Genomic DNA, 15,390 nt, shown 5'->3' on the forward strand with positions numbered 1-15,390 from the left:
TTTTGTAAGATTCCACGTTTGCCTAGTCTTATGCATGATACAGGCCTATCTCTTTTTTTACTGTTCTACATATGAATAAAGTAACAATATTTTAAAATGTAAGTTGGTGATAAAAATGAGTAATGAGCATGAGGATTTGGATGTGAAACAAGAAGAATCCACGGTGAAACAAGAAAGTAAACCTGAGCCTTCCAAGGTGGATCGGTTTGATCGTCTAATGTTTGGCCCTCGTACAAGAGGAGATGAAAACAGAGCTCCAGAAAAAAATACGATATCAAACAAGACGGATGAAGTAGATTTTAATCAACTAATGGGCCAACTAGATGATATTATGACTTCTATTGGTAAAATTAAACCTGCGTTCAAAGGCCTTTCCCCATTTTTAGATTTTTTCCGGAAAAAATAAGAAGAAGCTATCACCTCATGTGATAGCCTCTTCTATTTTGAAGGAAGATCCCCTGTTATTTTATAATCTTCAATATACCCTGTTAATTCTTCTATAAATTTTTTATCGACCTTTGGACTAAAGGTACCCATGGAAATCACATCATCCTGAAAATCAAAATAAAGGGTTCCAGAAGCGAGCTCGCCTTCATTAAATTTATTTGTAACTAAAAGATAGAGTTGATCTATGTGCTGCACTGTACTTGTATACACCGTCTCTTTGCCTAAGTCGGATTGGTCTGACACATAGCCAATTGCATATAGGCCATCTTCTTTAAGCCTTTCTATTACAGGTACATTGTACCCATCTCCAGCAGGGTAAATAATATCTACTCCATCAGCAATCATTTTTTCAGCGATTAAAATTGCCTTCTCATCGTCATCCCAGTTTTGAACATAGCCAATATCTACATCAACTTCATCATTTTGAAATAAAACACCTTCATAAAATCCATTGATCTCAGGTTGCCATTCAAAAGCAGCAATGATCCCGACTTTATTCGCTTCCGTCATTTCTCCAGCGACCATACCACCAAAAAAGCCCATGGCATGCCCTTTAAAGTTTAGGCTCGTAACATTCTCTTTTCTTGTATCTCCATTAAAAAAAATAAAACGGACGTCAGGGTAATCATCTGAAATCTCATTAAAAATTTCAGCATATTCACTACCATGACCAAATATTAAATTGACGCCTTTATCGATAAATTCATCCACAACTGCTCGTGTCGAAGCTTCCGAGGTAATTCCTTCTTTGTAAAAGACATCAACATGAAATTTTGATTTTATTTGCAATAATCCCTTATATCCTTCAGTACCCCATACTTGATCATCGATTGTATCAGGTACAAGTAAGCCTACTTTTTTCACCCCAGTATTGACATCTGTTTGTCCACAAGATACAAGCATGGTTAATAGGAACAAGAGTGTTATCCACCTGAACGGCTTTTTCATTACTACAACTCCTCCAAAGACCAACAACAAAATCAATCATCCAATTATATTCTATTGTACTTATAAGGAATTTGAAAGAAAAAAAAGGCCTAGTCATAAAAGTTTTGGAAAATCCACTCTTCGTGATCATTCTTTTTATTGATCGCTTCCTCTAATTCTTTATTTGAAAAATCAATGAACGTAAACAAAAACTGGATATTTTTTGTTCGTACTTTTTGATGTTCACATAGACTATTATCCATGTTAATTTTGGAATACCAGTTGTCGTCAAGTTCGTCTTCTAAATCATCATTTGAATTCCTGTGTAACGTATGAGCAGATATTAGGACCAGTTTTGTTTTTGTATCATTACAGTATTCAAGCACCGATTGAAGGTTTTCCCCTTTATTTTCGTTACGTTCCGATGTCTTTGGGTTATACCATGGGTAAATCACGGCATCTGATTGCATGAACATATTTTCGTTCCCCATTGCTTTTGGAAACTCAATAAATTCAAAAAAAGCATTACGCCCAATGCGCAGCATTTTATCCTCTTCAGGGCTATTTTCCTTTGGGTTTGCATCCACTCCAATCACTTGGATTTCCTTTTCAATCATTCTGCAGCAGAGTCCATACCCCACAAACGAGAAAGCGTCGAATAGGATGACCTTCTTCACTTGTAACATCTCCTATACAATTTATTAGAATATCGTATGCTTGCTGACAAACAAAAAGTCCCTATCCCAACAAAAGAAACAGAGACTTTTTATAATTCCTTTTCATTTTCTTTGAAGAAGCTTCCAATAGAGCGGCTGAATGCATAGGTATTTTCACTAATATGATAGCTTAATGTAACCATCTCGTTAATGCCTTGGTATGTCTTACTGTGTATTTCAGGAGTGTATGTTCTTTCATTTGTACTACGCCAAATTTTGATCGGGATATTTGTAAAAAGTAATTTATTACTTGGTGCTAATTCTTCAATATTCGTTTCAACTTCCCTTTCGTCAAGTTGATAAGCTTGAGCAATTTCTTTAATCAGTTTTTTATAAAAAAATTTATTTTTTCTTTCATTATCGATATGTGCCATAAGATCAATGCAGGGATTAAGGAATGCCATAGAACGAATTTCTTTATTTAGTTTTTTGCTTAAATGCATGGCTGTTAGAGCACCCATTCCTTCCGCCAGAATATGAATGCGTGTATTTAAAATTTCTCGTTTCATAATAATGTGATAGAGCTGTGTGGCTAATTTAACGGAATCTGGGTTTCCCCAATTTGCACCGTATAAGTTTGAATAAAATACTGTATATCCTTCATCTTTTAGATATTCTAGAATTTGAGACCTTGCATAGTTTTGAATCCAAAAGCTTGAGTTCTCTTCTACAAAATTTGTTGAATCCCCGATGATTAAAACAGCGAAGCCATTTGGACGTTTTGGCAAATGAAGAGCAGACCACTCCGTGTCGAGCTTAAAAAAAAGTTTGTTTTGTACCATGTTCCCCTTCTCCTACTCCTTATTTTCGTCCTTCATGATTATTGTATGTTTTGATAATAAAGATGAAAGGGGGAAATGCCTACAAATATCTTTTCTATCAGATGTCAATTGTGGTAAACTAATTACAGATATTGCTTAACGAGGTGAAGATTTTGCGTTATTTTTGGACATTTTTCTGGACATTCCTGTTAATCCAAATGGCTTCATATGTAATTGGATCAATGCAGGCAGCTACATATTCATTTAAAACAGCTTCAATCGTAGCTGTTATTGTGACAGCCTTAATCATTATTTTAGGTTCTGTTATTCCAAATGAGCCTGTCGAGGAACCACATCATTAATATGCAAAAAAGACCCACTCGGGTCTTTTTTGTTTGTCACGGCTTTCTTTTATATGTCCATTTACGATTATCGTTAGAGTTTTCTGGGAATGGGTCCCCAGCACTTAATTTAACGCTCTTTGGGTTTTTCACCATATCCCCAGTTTCGCCGATCTCTACATAAATCCCATTATTCGGTGCTTTTTGCCCTGCACGAAATTCATGACTTTGCCCCATCATAATCCTCCTTTTGAATAGTATTACAAGCTTACTATTCCCACTCACACTTAAATTCATGTTAAAAGCACAAGTGTAGAACGGAAGGACAGTTCCTCATCCAGGCAAAGCAGTGGGTCAAGGGACCTGTCCCCTTGACCCATTTAATGTATTTATTCCATTATTGCTTTTAAAACGGCTTTTTGAGCGTGCAGACGATTCCCAGCTTGTTCAAAGACAACAGAGTGTGGACCATCGATCACTTCGGCTGTTACTTCTTCACCACGATGAGCCGGTAGACAGTGCAAGAAGAGATAATCTTCATTCGCTACATTTACGAGTTCTGAATTAACTTGATAAGGCATGAAAACTTGCATTCTTTCTTGCTGTTCCTGTTCCTGGCCCATGCTTGCCCAAACATCTGTGTAGATAAAATCTGCACCCTTTACACCCTCGACTGGGTCATGGCTAACTTCAATGACTGCATTTGTGTCTTCTGCAATTTCTTTTGCTTTCTCTACGATAAATGCTTTCGGCGCATATTGAGACGGACAAACAACCGTGCAGTCTAGTCCAACCTTTGCTGCAGCAATCATTAAAGAATGGGCTACATTGTTTCCGTCTCCAACATAGACAAGTTTGTTCCCTTTAAAGGATTTATTTCGTTCATATATCGTAAGTAAATCAGCTAACGCTTGGCATGGATGAAAATCTTCTGTTAAGCCATTAATGACCGGAATACTTGCGAACTCCGCAAGTTCTTCAATTTTTTCATGTTCAAATGTACGAATCATGATTGCATCCACATACTCAGATAAAACCATTGCGGTATCTGCAATTGATTCCCCTCTTCCTAGTTGCATATCATTACTATTGAGGTAGATGGCATTTCCCCCCAACTGAAGCATTCCGGCTTCAAAAGAAACTCTTGTGCGGGTTGAATGCTTTTCAAAAATCATTGCCAATGTTTTCCCTTTTAAATAAGCAGTATCTTCCCCATTTTTATGCTTTTGCTTGATTTCAATGGCTGAATCTAATAAAGCGATAATATCTTCCTGCGTTAAATCAAGGAGAGTGAGTAAATCCTTTCCTTTTAACGCCTTACTTAAATTATGTTTTAACGTACTAGTCATTTGACAATCACTTCTTTCTCATTTTTGAATATTCCTCTACGTTCTTGAATCGACATGACTGTAAAGTGGTTATCTTGAAATCCTTTTAAAAATGCCTGTAGAGTCTCTATTTCCGTAAATACATGAATTCGCTGTTGACTTGCTTTTATTTTATTCTTTTTTGAATTTTCATCTTTATTTAGACTTACAAATGCTAAAGCCTTATCACTCTTGACCCAATCTGAAATGTCATTTGCGGCATAAACGTTTAATCCAATTTCTTCAGCCACTTTCACTATTTCTGAAGGGATAAGTTCTGTATCGAAGACAATTTCGTCTGCATCTTTTTTCGATAATATATAGCTATGGAACACTTTTGTTAAGGCCTCATCAATCGTTTCTGCAATACTGATTCCTTCCCCAGTTGATTTCATTTCCGGTCCAACCGTTGGGTCACCAAGCAGTTTATAAGTAGAGAAAACTGGATATTTTACAGTAAAGTAAGGTAAATCAGGTAAAAGGCCAGTTTGTGATGAAACCTCTTGTAATGACTTTCCAAGTACAAGTTTTGAAGCTAGCTGTGCCATTGGAATTCCTGTTATTTTACTAATAACGGGAACTGTACGACTAGCGCGTGGGTTCACTTCAAGGACGAATATTTGATTGTCACTCACAACAAATTGGATATTCATGATCCCTTTAAACTGTAGTTCACGAACAATTTTTTCTGCGTAGTCTACAACAGTTTTCTTGTTTTCTTCTGATAATGAAACAGCTGGCATAATCGCATGACTATCGCCTGAGTGAACTCCCGCTTTTTCTATATGCTCAACAATGGTAGGAATGAGAATTTCGTTCCCATCAGAAAGTAAATCAATTTCGATTTCTAAACCAGGAACATATGCATCAATAAGGAGTGGAAATGATTCATTTGAAATCTCCTTGACAAAGGATGTAAGGTCCCCCTCGTCATTGATGACAACCATCCCTTTCCCACCAATTACATAGGAAGGACGAATTAACACAGGATATCCGATCTCAGACGATTTTCCCAGTAATTCTTGCGTGTTGTCAGCAATTTCGCCAGGAATATGTTTGATATTCACCTTCTCTAATAGCTTATAAAAACGGTCGCGGTCTTCAAGTTGGTCAATGACGTCGTGGGTAATTCCCACAATCGATACACCTGCTGCCTCTAATCGTTGTGCAAGATTAATGGCTGTTTGACCCCCAAATTGTACGATTACCTGATTCACTTTTTCTGCTTCAATTACATTTAACACATGTTCAAATGTTAATGGTTCAAAATACAATTTGTCTGCAATTTCATGATCGGTACTGACTGTTTCAGGATTATTATTCAGTAAAATCGTCTCATAGCCTTCCTCTTGTAAGGCGAAAATTCCATGAACAGAACTGTAGTCAAATTCAATTCCCTGCCCAATTCGAATCGGTCCTGAGCCGAGAATTAATACCTTTTGTTTCGAAGAACCTTGAGTTTCATTTTCTCCAAAATAGCTTGAGTAATAATAAGACGACTTCGATGCGAACGCACCCGCACATGTATCAACACTTTTATAGCTAGGAAGAATACCAAGTTCCTTACGTTTGGTCCGAATCGTCATTTCTTCCTCACCACAGAGGTAAGCAATATATTGGTCAGTAAAGCCTTTTTCCTTTATCTTTTGCATGAATTCACTTGAGAATTCATGGACTGATGTTCGGCTAATCTCATCCTCATTTTTCACTAATTCTTTGAAAATGTGAAGGAAGAATGAATCAATTGTTGAGATTCTATGAATTTCCTCTACAGTAGTTCCTCTTCTAAATAATTCTAGTATCGCAAAAAAGCGATTTTCACTGCCCGTTTCAACGAGATGGTTGAGCTCGACAGCTGAAATGCTTGCTAATTTAGGTAAGTGTAAGCTCTCGTTTTCTCCCTCTAATGAATGAATTGCTTTTTGGATGGCACCTTCTAGGTTCACGTCAAGTGACATGACTTCTCCAGTTGCTTTCATTTGTGTACCAAGTACATTTGGAACATCCGTGAATTTATCAAATGGAAAGCGCGGAAATTTCACGACCACATAATCTAATGCAGGGTCAGCGCTAGCAAATGTGTTACCTGTTATCGGGTTGATTAATTCATCTAATGTATAGCCGACAGCAAGTTTAGCTGTTATTTTTGCGATCGGATAGCCGGTTGCTTTTGATGCAAGTGCTGATGAACGACTTACGCGCGGATTTACCTCAATCAGATAGTAGTTTTTACTATAGGGATCCAAGGCAAATTGAATATTACATCCACCAACAATACCTAAAGCAGTGATTATTTTTGCCGATGAAGTCTGAAGCATTTTGAATTCATCATCTGTTAAGGTCTGCGACGGTGCTACAACGATCGAATCCCCTGTATGAATGCCAACCGGGTCAACGTTCTCCATATTACAAATCGTAATACAAGTTCCATTTTGGTCACGCATAACCTCATATTCAATTTCTTTATATCCAGCAATGCTTTTTTCGATCAAACATTGAGTAATTGGGCTTTCGGACAAGCCATTTTTAGAAAGCTGAATCAATTGTTGCTGATCGTGGGCAATGCCTCCTCCTGTTCCCCCCAATGTATATGCCGGACGAATAATGACTGGAAATCCTACTCTTTGTACAAAGGCAATAGCTTCCTCAACTGTTGTGACAATTTCACTGTCAGGGACTGGTTCATTTAATTCATTCATTGAGCTTCGAAAAGCCTCTCGGTCCTCTCCCTTTTTAATGGAATCAATCGATGTCCCAAGAACTTTCACATTATATTTATCTAAAATTCCATGTTCATGTAAGCTAAAAGCTAAATTTAAGCCTGTTTGACCACCCAAGGTTGCAAGTAATCCATCTGGACGTTCTTTTGCAATGATTTTCTCGATGCTTTCAACTGTAAGTGGCTCAAAATACACAACATCCGCATTGACTTCATCGGTCATGATGGTTGCAGGATTGTTATTCACCAAAATAACTTTGTAGCCTTCTTCCCGCAATGCCCTACAGCCTTGTGTTCCAGAATAATCAAATTCTGCAGCCTGCCCGATTACAATAGGACCTGAGCCAATTACCAATATTGATTGAATTGAATGATCTTTAGGCATAAACTTTTCTCCCCTAACCTTCTGTTTGTATAAAATTCTGTACCTTTCACCTTTAGTAACTTAATTCAATACTCCCGCTAAAACAGATTGCTTACTAATGACTGCCTTTTCTGTCTTATTGTCTCGTATCCTTTTCACAACTGCTCGTGTATCGACATGTGAGAGCAATGGAATATTCCACTTCTTTAAATACTGAGTAAGCGAGTACTTCCCATTATAATGGGAATGGGTATCCTTCGTTTCATAAACTATGACCCCTGCAACCTCGGGCTTCGTGTTAAATTCAAACTCATTAATTCCGCAATTACCGATGAGAGGGTATGTGAAAACAATGATTTGATCTTTATTGGAAGGATCGGTGATAACGTCCTGATAGCCGGTCATCCCTGTATAGAATCCGATTCCACTTTCAGCCGTTGTATTTGAGCTATTCTCGAAAATAGTACCTTCAAAGCTTTCACCATTCGCTAAGTGTAGATATCCCTTCATCTGATTCACCTCGTATTTTTATTTGAGTAGTCGTATTTTTATACAAATTTATTCAAAAAAATTCATTGTATGACTAGTTCGGTAGAACAATGCTAACTTCCAGATAAAGATTAAGAAATGTACTCCGCGACAAGGCTTTCTTTAATCATCTTAATCGCTTCATCAATTTCTTCGTAAGTTACTGTTAATGGTGGCAATAACCTAATAACATTTGGTCCAGCTTGAAGAACTAACAATCCATTTTCGCGAAGTTTTGTAATGTAATCTGCGACTTCAGCTTTACAAGCAATTCCAATCATTAATCCACTTCCGCGAATCTCAGTTACTACATCTTGATCGAGTAGAGCTTTTGATAGCTCATCTTTTAAATAAACTCCTTTTTTCTCAACCTCTGCTAAAAATTCATCTTGAAAAATAATGGATAATGTTGCTTTGGCTGCAGCTAATGAAATTGGATTGCCGCCAAATGTAGAACCATGTGAGCCAGGACCAAATGCTTCCTTCAGCTTTTCCTTTCCAAGCATGGCACCAACAGGAAGACCGCTTCCTAAACCTTTTGCTAAAGTGATAATATCAGGAGATAGATTGAAATGCTGATGAGCAAACGCTAGGCCTGTTCGACCAATCCCTGTTTGAACCTCATCAATAATGAAAAGTGCCCCAGTCTTCTCACAAAGTTCTTGAATCTTTTTTAAAAACGTTTCAGTACCAGGTACGACTCCACCTTCTCCTTGAACAACTTCAACCATTACAGCTGCGACCGAATCATCCATTGCTTCCTCTAATGCTTCACAATCATTGTAAGGAAGATAGACAAATTCCTGTAAAAGTGGTCCAAATCCTGAATGAATCTTGTCTTGCCCAGTTGCTGCCATCGTTCCGAATGTTCTGCCATGGAAGGATTGGTTAAACGTAATGACCTTTGACTTTTGTGTATATTTACGGGCAAGCTTTAATGCTGCTTCATTTGCCTCGGCACCACTGTTACAGAAGAAAACGGCATCCAGTTCTGAATTCTCTACAAGCTTCCCGGCTACTTCTTGTTGAATATCAGATTTAAATAAATTTGATACATGCCAATATTTCTTTAGTTGATCTTCCACGGCGTCAATTACAGCCGGATGGCGATGTCCGAGATTACAAACTGCGATTCCAGAGACAAAATCTAAATATTTTTTCCCTGTATTATCTACAATGATCGCACCTTCTGCTGATTCAACCGTCAAATCCCATCTCGCATAGGTTGGAAATAGTGCATCCATTAAACCACCTCAAGTTCTTTTACGATTTTTGTTCCTTTTAAAGTTCCGTCCATTGTTAACAATGAACCTTTTCCATTGATGATAATGATTTCGTTTATTCCCCCATCATTAAGAGCAGAGAGAGCGGCTTTCACCTTTGGAATCATTCCACCGTAGATGGTTCCCTCTTCGATCAGTGTAAGAACGGAATCTGTTGAGAGTGAAGGTAGAACTTCACCATCTTTTTTAATTCCATCTACGTCTGTAACGAATAGTAAATGCTCTGCCTTTAATGCTGTAGCAACACTTGCTGCTGCAGTATCTGCATTGATATTGTATTTTGTATACTTCTCATCAAACCCCATTGGTGAGATGACTGGAACATAATTTTGAGATAATAGAAATTCCAGGAACGAAACATTGACTTGTTCAACCTCACCGACAAACCCTAATTGCTCAAAATCTAAAGGTTTAGCTTTTATTAGTTGTGCGTCACAACCAGATAAGCCTACTGCAGGGATCCCTGCTTTCTCTAGTTCAACGACTACTTTTTTATTTACTGTCCCGGATAATACCATTTCAACGACATCAAGGACTTCCTTTGTTGTCTTCCTCAACCCATTCACAAATTCACTTTGTATTTTCAAAGAGGTGAGTGTCTGACCAATCTCCGGTCCACCCCCATGAACAACTACGACACTATAACCACTTGCCTTTAATTCTTTTAAACTATTAAAAAATGAGTCTGACAGCTGAGCTAAAATGCTTCCTCCACATTTGATAACAATTGTCTCCATTTCTAGTCTCCTCACGTGCGGTAGCTTGCATTAATTTTGATATAATCATAGGTTAAGTCACAGCCCCAAGCCGTTCCGTTACCATTTCCAAGATGGAGGTCAACATGTATGACAATATCTGTTCCTTCAAGATACTGTTTTGCAAGTTCTTCTGAGAAAACCACTGGTTGGCTTCCTTTTAGCATTTGAATGGAGCCAATTGAGATATCGACAACATCCGGATTCACAGTTGCTACACTATGACCAATCGCCCCAATAATTCTTCCCCAATTCGCATCTGCTCCGTAGACTGCTGTTTTAACAAGGTTTGATCCTACAATCTTTTTAGCAACAATACGCGCATCAACATCAGATAAAGCACCTGTTACATTGACCTCTACAAGTTTTGTAGCGCCTTCTCCATCCTTTGCAATTTGCTTTGCAAGGTCTTCGAAAGTAGACTGAAGGGCTGACACAAATGAATCCCATTCTGGATGTTCTGGTGAAAGTTGATTATTTTCTGCTAACCCACTTGCCATTACCAATACCATGTCATTTGTTGAAGTTTCACCATCTACTGTGATTTGGTTAAATGTTACATCAGTGACAGCTTTCATCGCTGCTTGGAGGGAATCCGAATCAATGCTTGCATCTGTTGTTACAAAGCCAAGCATCGTCGCCATGTTTGGATGAATCATCCCTGAACCCTTTGCTGCTCCACCAATGGTAATTTTCTTTCCATCAATTGTTGTTTGATAACATGCTTTTTTCATTACTAAATCTGTTGTTAAAATCGCTGTTTGAAAGTCACTAGCAGCTTCTGCTGTATTAGTTGGCTCAAGTTGTTTGATCCCTGCTTTAATTTTATCCATCTGTAGGAGTTCCCCAATTACACCTGTTGAAGCAACCGCGACTAAGTGATCTTCGATTCCAAAATGAGCAGCTGATTCAGCTCTCATTTCATATGCATCTAGTAAACCCTGTTCACCTGTACATGCATTCGCACAAGCGCTATTAATGACAACTGCTTGTAGTTTATTTTCTACAGCAATACTTTCTTTTGTCACCTTTAAAGGAGGAGCTTGAAAATGACTTTGCGTATATACGGCTGCACAGTTCGCCGGAACATCACACACAATTGCCCCTAAATCCTTCTTTGAATAACGTAATCCGGCATGGACACCTGCTGATTTAAATCCTAGAGGAGTCACAACAGACCCCTCTTCTACTTTTGAAATTTGAAATTCCTTCATATCGATCATGCAAAGTCACTCCTTTTCTATGGGAATAATGGGACGTAATGTAACCCAGTTTTTTCATCTAAATCAAACATGATATTCGCGTTTTGGATTGCCTGACCAGCAGCTCCCTTTACTAAGTTATCGATTACTGAAACCACGGTTATCCGGTTTGTTCTTTTATCAAATGCAAGGCCAATATCACAATAATTTGTGCCATAGACTTCTTTTGTAGCAGGGAAGGTACCCTTTTCTCTGATTCTTACAAATGGTGAATCTTGATAACATTCCTTATATAATTCATATAGCTGCTCTAATGAAAGTGAATCTACTGTACTATTAATGTACATCGTTGACATGATTCCTCTAGTCATTGGGACCAAATGAGTACTAAATGTTACATATGGAATTGAATCGTCCCAGCCTTGAATCACTTGTTCAATTTCAGGAATATGTTGATGCTGATTCACTTTATAGATTGAAAAGTTATCATTACTTTCAGCAAAATGGGTGGTTCTTGAAGGACTTTTTCCAGCTCCAGAGATACCAGATTTTGCATCAATTACAATTGACTTTTCATCAATTAATTCATTTTTAATGATCGGTGCTAACCCTAGAACAGTTGCCGTTGGATAGCAGCCTGGATTTGAAATAAACCTACTATTCTGAATTTCTTCTTTATACCATTCTGGCAAACCATATGTAGCTTTGTTTAAATCCTCCTGTGAAGCAGCTGGCTTCTTATACCATTGTTCATATACACTTGGATTTTTTAAACGATAATCCCCCGAAAGGTCAATTATTTTCACATTTTCATTCAGCAACTTAGGCACAATGGTTGTTGAAACTCCTGATGGTGTTGAAAGAAAAACAACGTCCACTTCATTGGCTATTTTGGGAACATCAATTTCTTCTAATGAATGATTTACAAGATTCGTAACATGTGGGTAGACCTCTGAAAGCCTCATCCCTGTCTGTGACGAAGTATGAACGGAATGCACATCTATAGATGGGTGGTTTGCCAATAATCGTAGTAATTCAATTCCGCCATAACCCGTAACCCCTATAATTGCCGCTTTCAAAATATCCACCTCATTATTTTTATTAATATTTGAATATGTATCATTATAAATGTGTATAAAAATTAAATCAATTGTATTTTTATAAAAAGTCTGATTTTTTTATTCAAAAAAACACCAGTAAGTGAAGTTGATTTTAAAATCAACCTCCACTTACTGGTGGAATCAAAGCCACAGTATCTCCTGCTTTTACAATATCATCATCTAATGCATACTCTTCATTTATGGCAAACATGATTTGATCAAGATTTTTTAAACCATTTTCATTAGCAAGCTTCTCTTTGAGCGATGAAATCGTTATTTGATCTGCATGTATCGAGAGCCTTTCAGTTCCCGCCATTTCCTGTAAATGGGCAAAAAATAAAACCGTAATCATTTTAAATCCTCCTCTTCAGGACGGCCAGTTGCATATTGTTTCGTTTCTAATTGATCTCCAATCCACATTTCCCCGTCTTCCCAATGTTCTTTTTTCCAGATAGGGACGATTTGTTTTATACGTTCGATTGCATATTCATTTGCTGCATAGGCATCCTTACGATGTGGTGTGGAAACTGCAATGACGACTGCTGCTTCAGAAATATCCAAACGTCCAATTCGGTGGGTAATAGCCGTTTTCGCTTCAGGCCATCTTACCGAAATTTCTTCACCAATTTGAGCAAGCTTTTTTTCTGCCATTGAAATATACGCATCATATTCTAAATAAAGGGTTCTCCTCCCCTTCGTAAATTCACGAACTGTTCCAATAAAGGTCGTAACTGCGCCAGCTTCTCGTCGAATGACCTTATTCGTGACCTCTTCAACCTGAATCGGCTCATTCGTAATTGTAAATAATTCATTATTATTCATTGATGTACCTCACTAAAAATCCAGTTTAAATAGTTCTCTTCTTCGTTTATAAGAAAAAGAGGAAACTTGGTTTGAATCGGTATCCAGGTTATAACTGCCACGATATTTGTTAACAAAGTTAGCAGTTCCATATCCTCTTCCCTTTTAATTAAGACGATTTTAGGATATTCTGCGTTTTTATATCCTTCAATTACTATCATATCATTTTCAAAAAACGCGTAAAGCTGAATTAGCTTCGCGAGTGTCCATTTGGAAGTCTTCGCTTCAAGCTGCATACTTCCCCCACCCTCTACGATTGTTGCAGACGCTCCTGCTTTAAAGTGGCGGGAAGAATCTTTTTCTTGATGAATACTTTGTAAGCTACTTTGATGTCCATGATGCTTAATGGTAGCAATATGATAACCGAAATCGGTACCTTTTTTTACGATCTTTTCAACTAGTGTCGTTTTCCCACTATTTTGATACCCGACGACTTGGAGAAGTGGAAACCTTATTTCCAAGGCCAGCTACTTCCTTCCTGGTCCTCTAGGTACAATACGTCTACTTCATCACCTATGCCAAATCCGCGCGTTCCACCTGGTAAAACCATAAATGCATTTGCTCCTGCTAGTGAGGATACGACATTTGATTTATCTAGACCGCTTGGCGCCACTACAAGTTTTCTATCAGAAAAACTGATTTTACTTCTTACAAATCTTGTGAATGGATTTGGTTTTGGGAAGTCAGCACCTAGCACTGCTTTCAATTTTAAAAGATGAGGGTAGGTAGAAAATAATCTCGTCCGCACTACCGGTCTGACGAATAATTCAAAGCCAACATAACAAGCAGAAGGATTTCCAGATAATCCAAACAATAACTTACCATTTAGCTGTGCAACAGTAGTTACACTTCCCGGTCTCATTGCGATTTTATTAAATAAGACTTCTGCACCTAATTTTTCATAAATGGCTGGAAGGTAATCATAATCCCCGACAGAAACTCCGCCGGTTGTAATTAAGATATCCACTTCATCGATTGCATTTTTGATTGCCTCAAAGCAAAGCTCAAACTCATCTGGGAGTTTTCCGAAATACTTTGGTTCCGCACCCGCTCTTTCAATTTGTGCACTTATCATATAGGCATTGCTATTTCGAATCTTTCCAGGTGCAAGTTCCTCATGGACATCAAGCAATTCTGTCCCGGTAGCATAAATACCGACAACTGGTTTCTTAGCAACTTCTACCTGATGGTAGCCAAAAGTAGCTAAAAGTGCTTTGACGCCTGGATTTATAAAAACACCTTTTTCCACTAGGACTGAACCTTTTTTTGTATCTTCACCTTGAAACGATACATTGTCACCAGACTTAAAAGGGCGCTTTATAGCCATATACTTTCTGCCATCACGTTCATATTCAGTTGTCAATTCAAGCATGACAACTGCATCACATTCTGTTGGCATCGCTGCACCCGTCATGATTCGAACTGCTTGAAAAGCCTCGACCCTTTTGGTTGCAACAGACCCGGCTCCAATTTCTTCAATCACTTCAAATTCGATTGGATTTTGTAGCCCCGCATTTGTTGTATCCATTGCACGAACAGCAAACCCATCATATGGTGACCGATCAAAATGTGGAACATCATGATCAGCAATTACATCCTCCGCTAAAAATCGTCCATAACTAGCTTCAAGCGATACTATTTCCTTTGTCCCTATACCCGCAAATTCCATTACTCGTGACACCGCTTCTGGAACGGGTATGGGTGTTCTTCTTTCAACCATCATTTTTCACTCACTTTTTATCTACTTTTTTCCTATTGTAGTATAAATTAGAAAAAACCACTACTTTATTGCTGTCACTTCATTAAGCTGAACGATTCCTTCTTCAAGTTTATCGTCGACAACTTTGGCGTCTGTAATATGTTGATTAATTAAATCGTTCGCATTATCAAATAATTCTTTTGGAGTCGAAATTTCTTACATAACATCCTATGAATATACCTTTTTCTTTTTCAGAACTGCAATATATTGTTTACGATTAAACATCGTTAAGACATCTCCCTGTAGCAATCTGTATTTGG

Annotated in this window: 17 protein-coding genes; 2 read left to right on the forward strand and 15 right to left on the reverse strand. The window is 37.9% G+C overall.

The window, feature by feature from the left end; translation table 11 throughout:
- Positions 1-142 precede the first annotated feature (142 nt).
- A complete protein-coding gene (locus ABC371_RS21420) occupies positions 143-406 on the forward strand; it encodes a hypothetical protein (protein ID WP_412898650.1) in 264 nt (87 codons plus the stop codon).
- Between the two features lie 32 nt (positions 407-438).
- On the opposite strand, the gene ABC371_RS21425 is transcribed toward ABC371_RS21420, so the two are convergent.
- From ABC371_RS21425 to ABC371_RS21435, 3 genes are all read right to left on the reverse strand, one after another.
- On the reverse strand, positions 439-1,395 hold the full coding sequence (locus ABC371_RS21425; RefSeq protein ID WP_412898651.1) for a BMP family ABC transporter substrate-binding protein: 957 nt from the start codon (positions 1,393-1,395) through the stop codon (positions 439-441).
- 89 nt (positions 1,396-1,484) lie between these two features.
- Positions 1,485-2,051, reverse strand: coding sequence for a hypothetical protein (locus ABC371_RS21430; protein WP_412898652.1), 567 nt, complete (start codon positions 2,049-2,051; stop codon positions 1,485-1,487).
- An 89-nt stretch (positions 2,052-2,140) separates the two neighbouring features.
- Complete coding sequence (locus ABC371_RS21435; protein WP_412898653.1) at positions 2,141-2,872, reverse strand: alpha/beta hydrolase; 732 nt, start codon at positions 2,870-2,872, stop codon at positions 2,141-2,143.
- Positions 2,873-3,024: 152 nt separating this feature from the next.
- Here ABC371_RS21435 and ABC371_RS21440 point away from each other — a divergent pair, with 152 nt between their 5' ends.
- The gene (locus tag ABC371_RS21440; protein WP_412898654.1) at positions 3,025-3,213 is read left to right on the forward strand and encodes a YjzD family protein; all 189 of its coding nucleotides are present in this window, start codon (positions 3,025-3,027) and stop codon (positions 3,211-3,213) included.
- A gap of 36 nt (positions 3,214-3,249) precedes the next feature.
- Here the strand turns inward: ABC371_RS21440 and ABC371_RS21445 are convergent, their stop codons facing one another.
- The 12 genes from ABC371_RS21445 to ABC371_RS21500 all read right to left on the reverse strand — a co-directional run bounded on the left by ABC371_RS21445 (position 3,250) and on the right by ABC371_RS21500 (position 15,091).
- On the reverse strand, positions 3,250-3,429 hold the full coding sequence (locus tag ABC371_RS21445) for a YjzC family protein (protein WP_412899417.1): 180 nt from the start codon (positions 3,427-3,429) through the stop codon (positions 3,250-3,252).
- Positions 3,430-3,581: 152 nt separating this feature from the next.
- On the reverse strand, positions 3,582-4,541 hold the full coding sequence (gene argF / locus ABC371_RS21450) for an ornithine carbamoyltransferase (RefSeq protein ID WP_412898655.1): 960 nt from the start codon (positions 4,539-4,541) through the stop codon (positions 3,582-3,584).
- On the reverse strand, positions 4,538-7,663 hold the full coding sequence (gene carB, locus ABC371_RS21455; RefSeq protein ID WP_412898656.1) for a carbamoyl-phosphate synthase (glutamine-hydrolyzing) large subunit: 3,126 nt from the start codon (positions 7,661-7,663) through the stop codon (positions 4,538-4,540). The genes argF and carB overlap by 4 nt, the downstream gene beginning before the upstream one ends.
- A gap of 60 nt (positions 7,664-7,723) precedes the next feature.
- Entirely contained in the window at positions 7,724-8,152 is a 429-nt protein-coding gene (locus ABC371_RS21460; RefSeq protein WP_412898657.1) for a carbamoyl-phosphate synthase domain-containing protein, read from the reverse strand.
- Between the two features lie 110 nt (positions 8,153-8,262).
- Complete coding sequence (argD, locus tag ABC371_RS21465; protein WP_412898658.1) at positions 8,263-9,414, reverse strand: acetylornithine transaminase; 1,152 nt, start codon at positions 9,412-9,414, stop codon at positions 8,263-8,265.
- Entirely contained in the window at positions 9,414-10,190 is a 777-nt protein-coding gene (argB, locus tag ABC371_RS21470) for an acetylglutamate kinase (RefSeq protein ID WP_412898659.1), read from the reverse strand. Before argB ends, argD begins: the two co-directional genes overlap by 1 nt.
- Before the next feature lie 11 nt (positions 10,191-10,201).
- Positions 10,202-11,431, reverse strand: a complete 1,230-nt coding sequence (argJ, locus tag ABC371_RS21475; RefSeq protein ID WP_412898660.1) for a bifunctional ornithine acetyltransferase/N-acetylglutamate synthase — start codon at positions 11,429-11,431, stop codon at positions 10,202-10,204.
- Positions 11,432-11,448: 17 nt separating this feature from the next.
- The gene (gene argC, locus ABC371_RS21480; protein WP_412898661.1) at positions 11,449-12,489 is read right to left on the reverse strand and encodes an N-acetyl-gamma-glutamyl-phosphate reductase; all 1,041 of its coding nucleotides are present in this window, start codon (positions 12,487-12,489) and stop codon (positions 11,449-11,451) included.
- Between the two features lie 139 nt (positions 12,490-12,628).
- Positions 12,629-12,862: a molybdopterin converting factor subunit 1 gene (moaD, locus tag ABC371_RS21485; protein ID WP_412898662.1), complete on the reverse strand. Its 234-nt coding sequence runs from the start codon at positions 12,860-12,862 to the stop codon at positions 12,629-12,631.
- On the reverse strand, positions 12,859-13,332 hold the full coding sequence (locus ABC371_RS21490) for a molybdenum cofactor biosynthesis protein MoaE (protein WP_412898663.1): 474 nt from the start codon (positions 13,330-13,332) through the stop codon (positions 12,859-12,861). Before ABC371_RS21490 ends, moaD begins: the two co-directional genes overlap by 4 nt.
- Positions 13,329-13,838, reverse strand: a complete 510-nt coding sequence (gene mobB, locus ABC371_RS21495) for a molybdopterin-guanine dinucleotide biosynthesis protein B (protein WP_412899418.1) — start codon at positions 13,836-13,838, stop codon at positions 13,329-13,331. The genes ABC371_RS21490 and mobB overlap by 4 nt, the downstream gene beginning before the upstream one ends.
- The gene (locus ABC371_RS21500) at positions 13,823-15,091 is read right to left on the reverse strand and encodes a molybdopterin molybdotransferase MoeA (RefSeq protein ID WP_412899419.1); all 1,269 of its coding nucleotides are present in this window, start codon (positions 15,089-15,091) and stop codon (positions 13,823-13,825) included. The genes mobB and ABC371_RS21500 overlap by 16 nt, the downstream gene beginning before the upstream one ends.
- Positions 15,092-15,390 lie beyond the last annotated feature (299 nt).

The sequence above is a fragment of the Bacillus jepli genome (assembly GCF_047238305.1).
GTDB lineage: Bacteria > Bacillota > Bacilli > Bacillales > Bacillaceae_L > Ferdinandcohnia.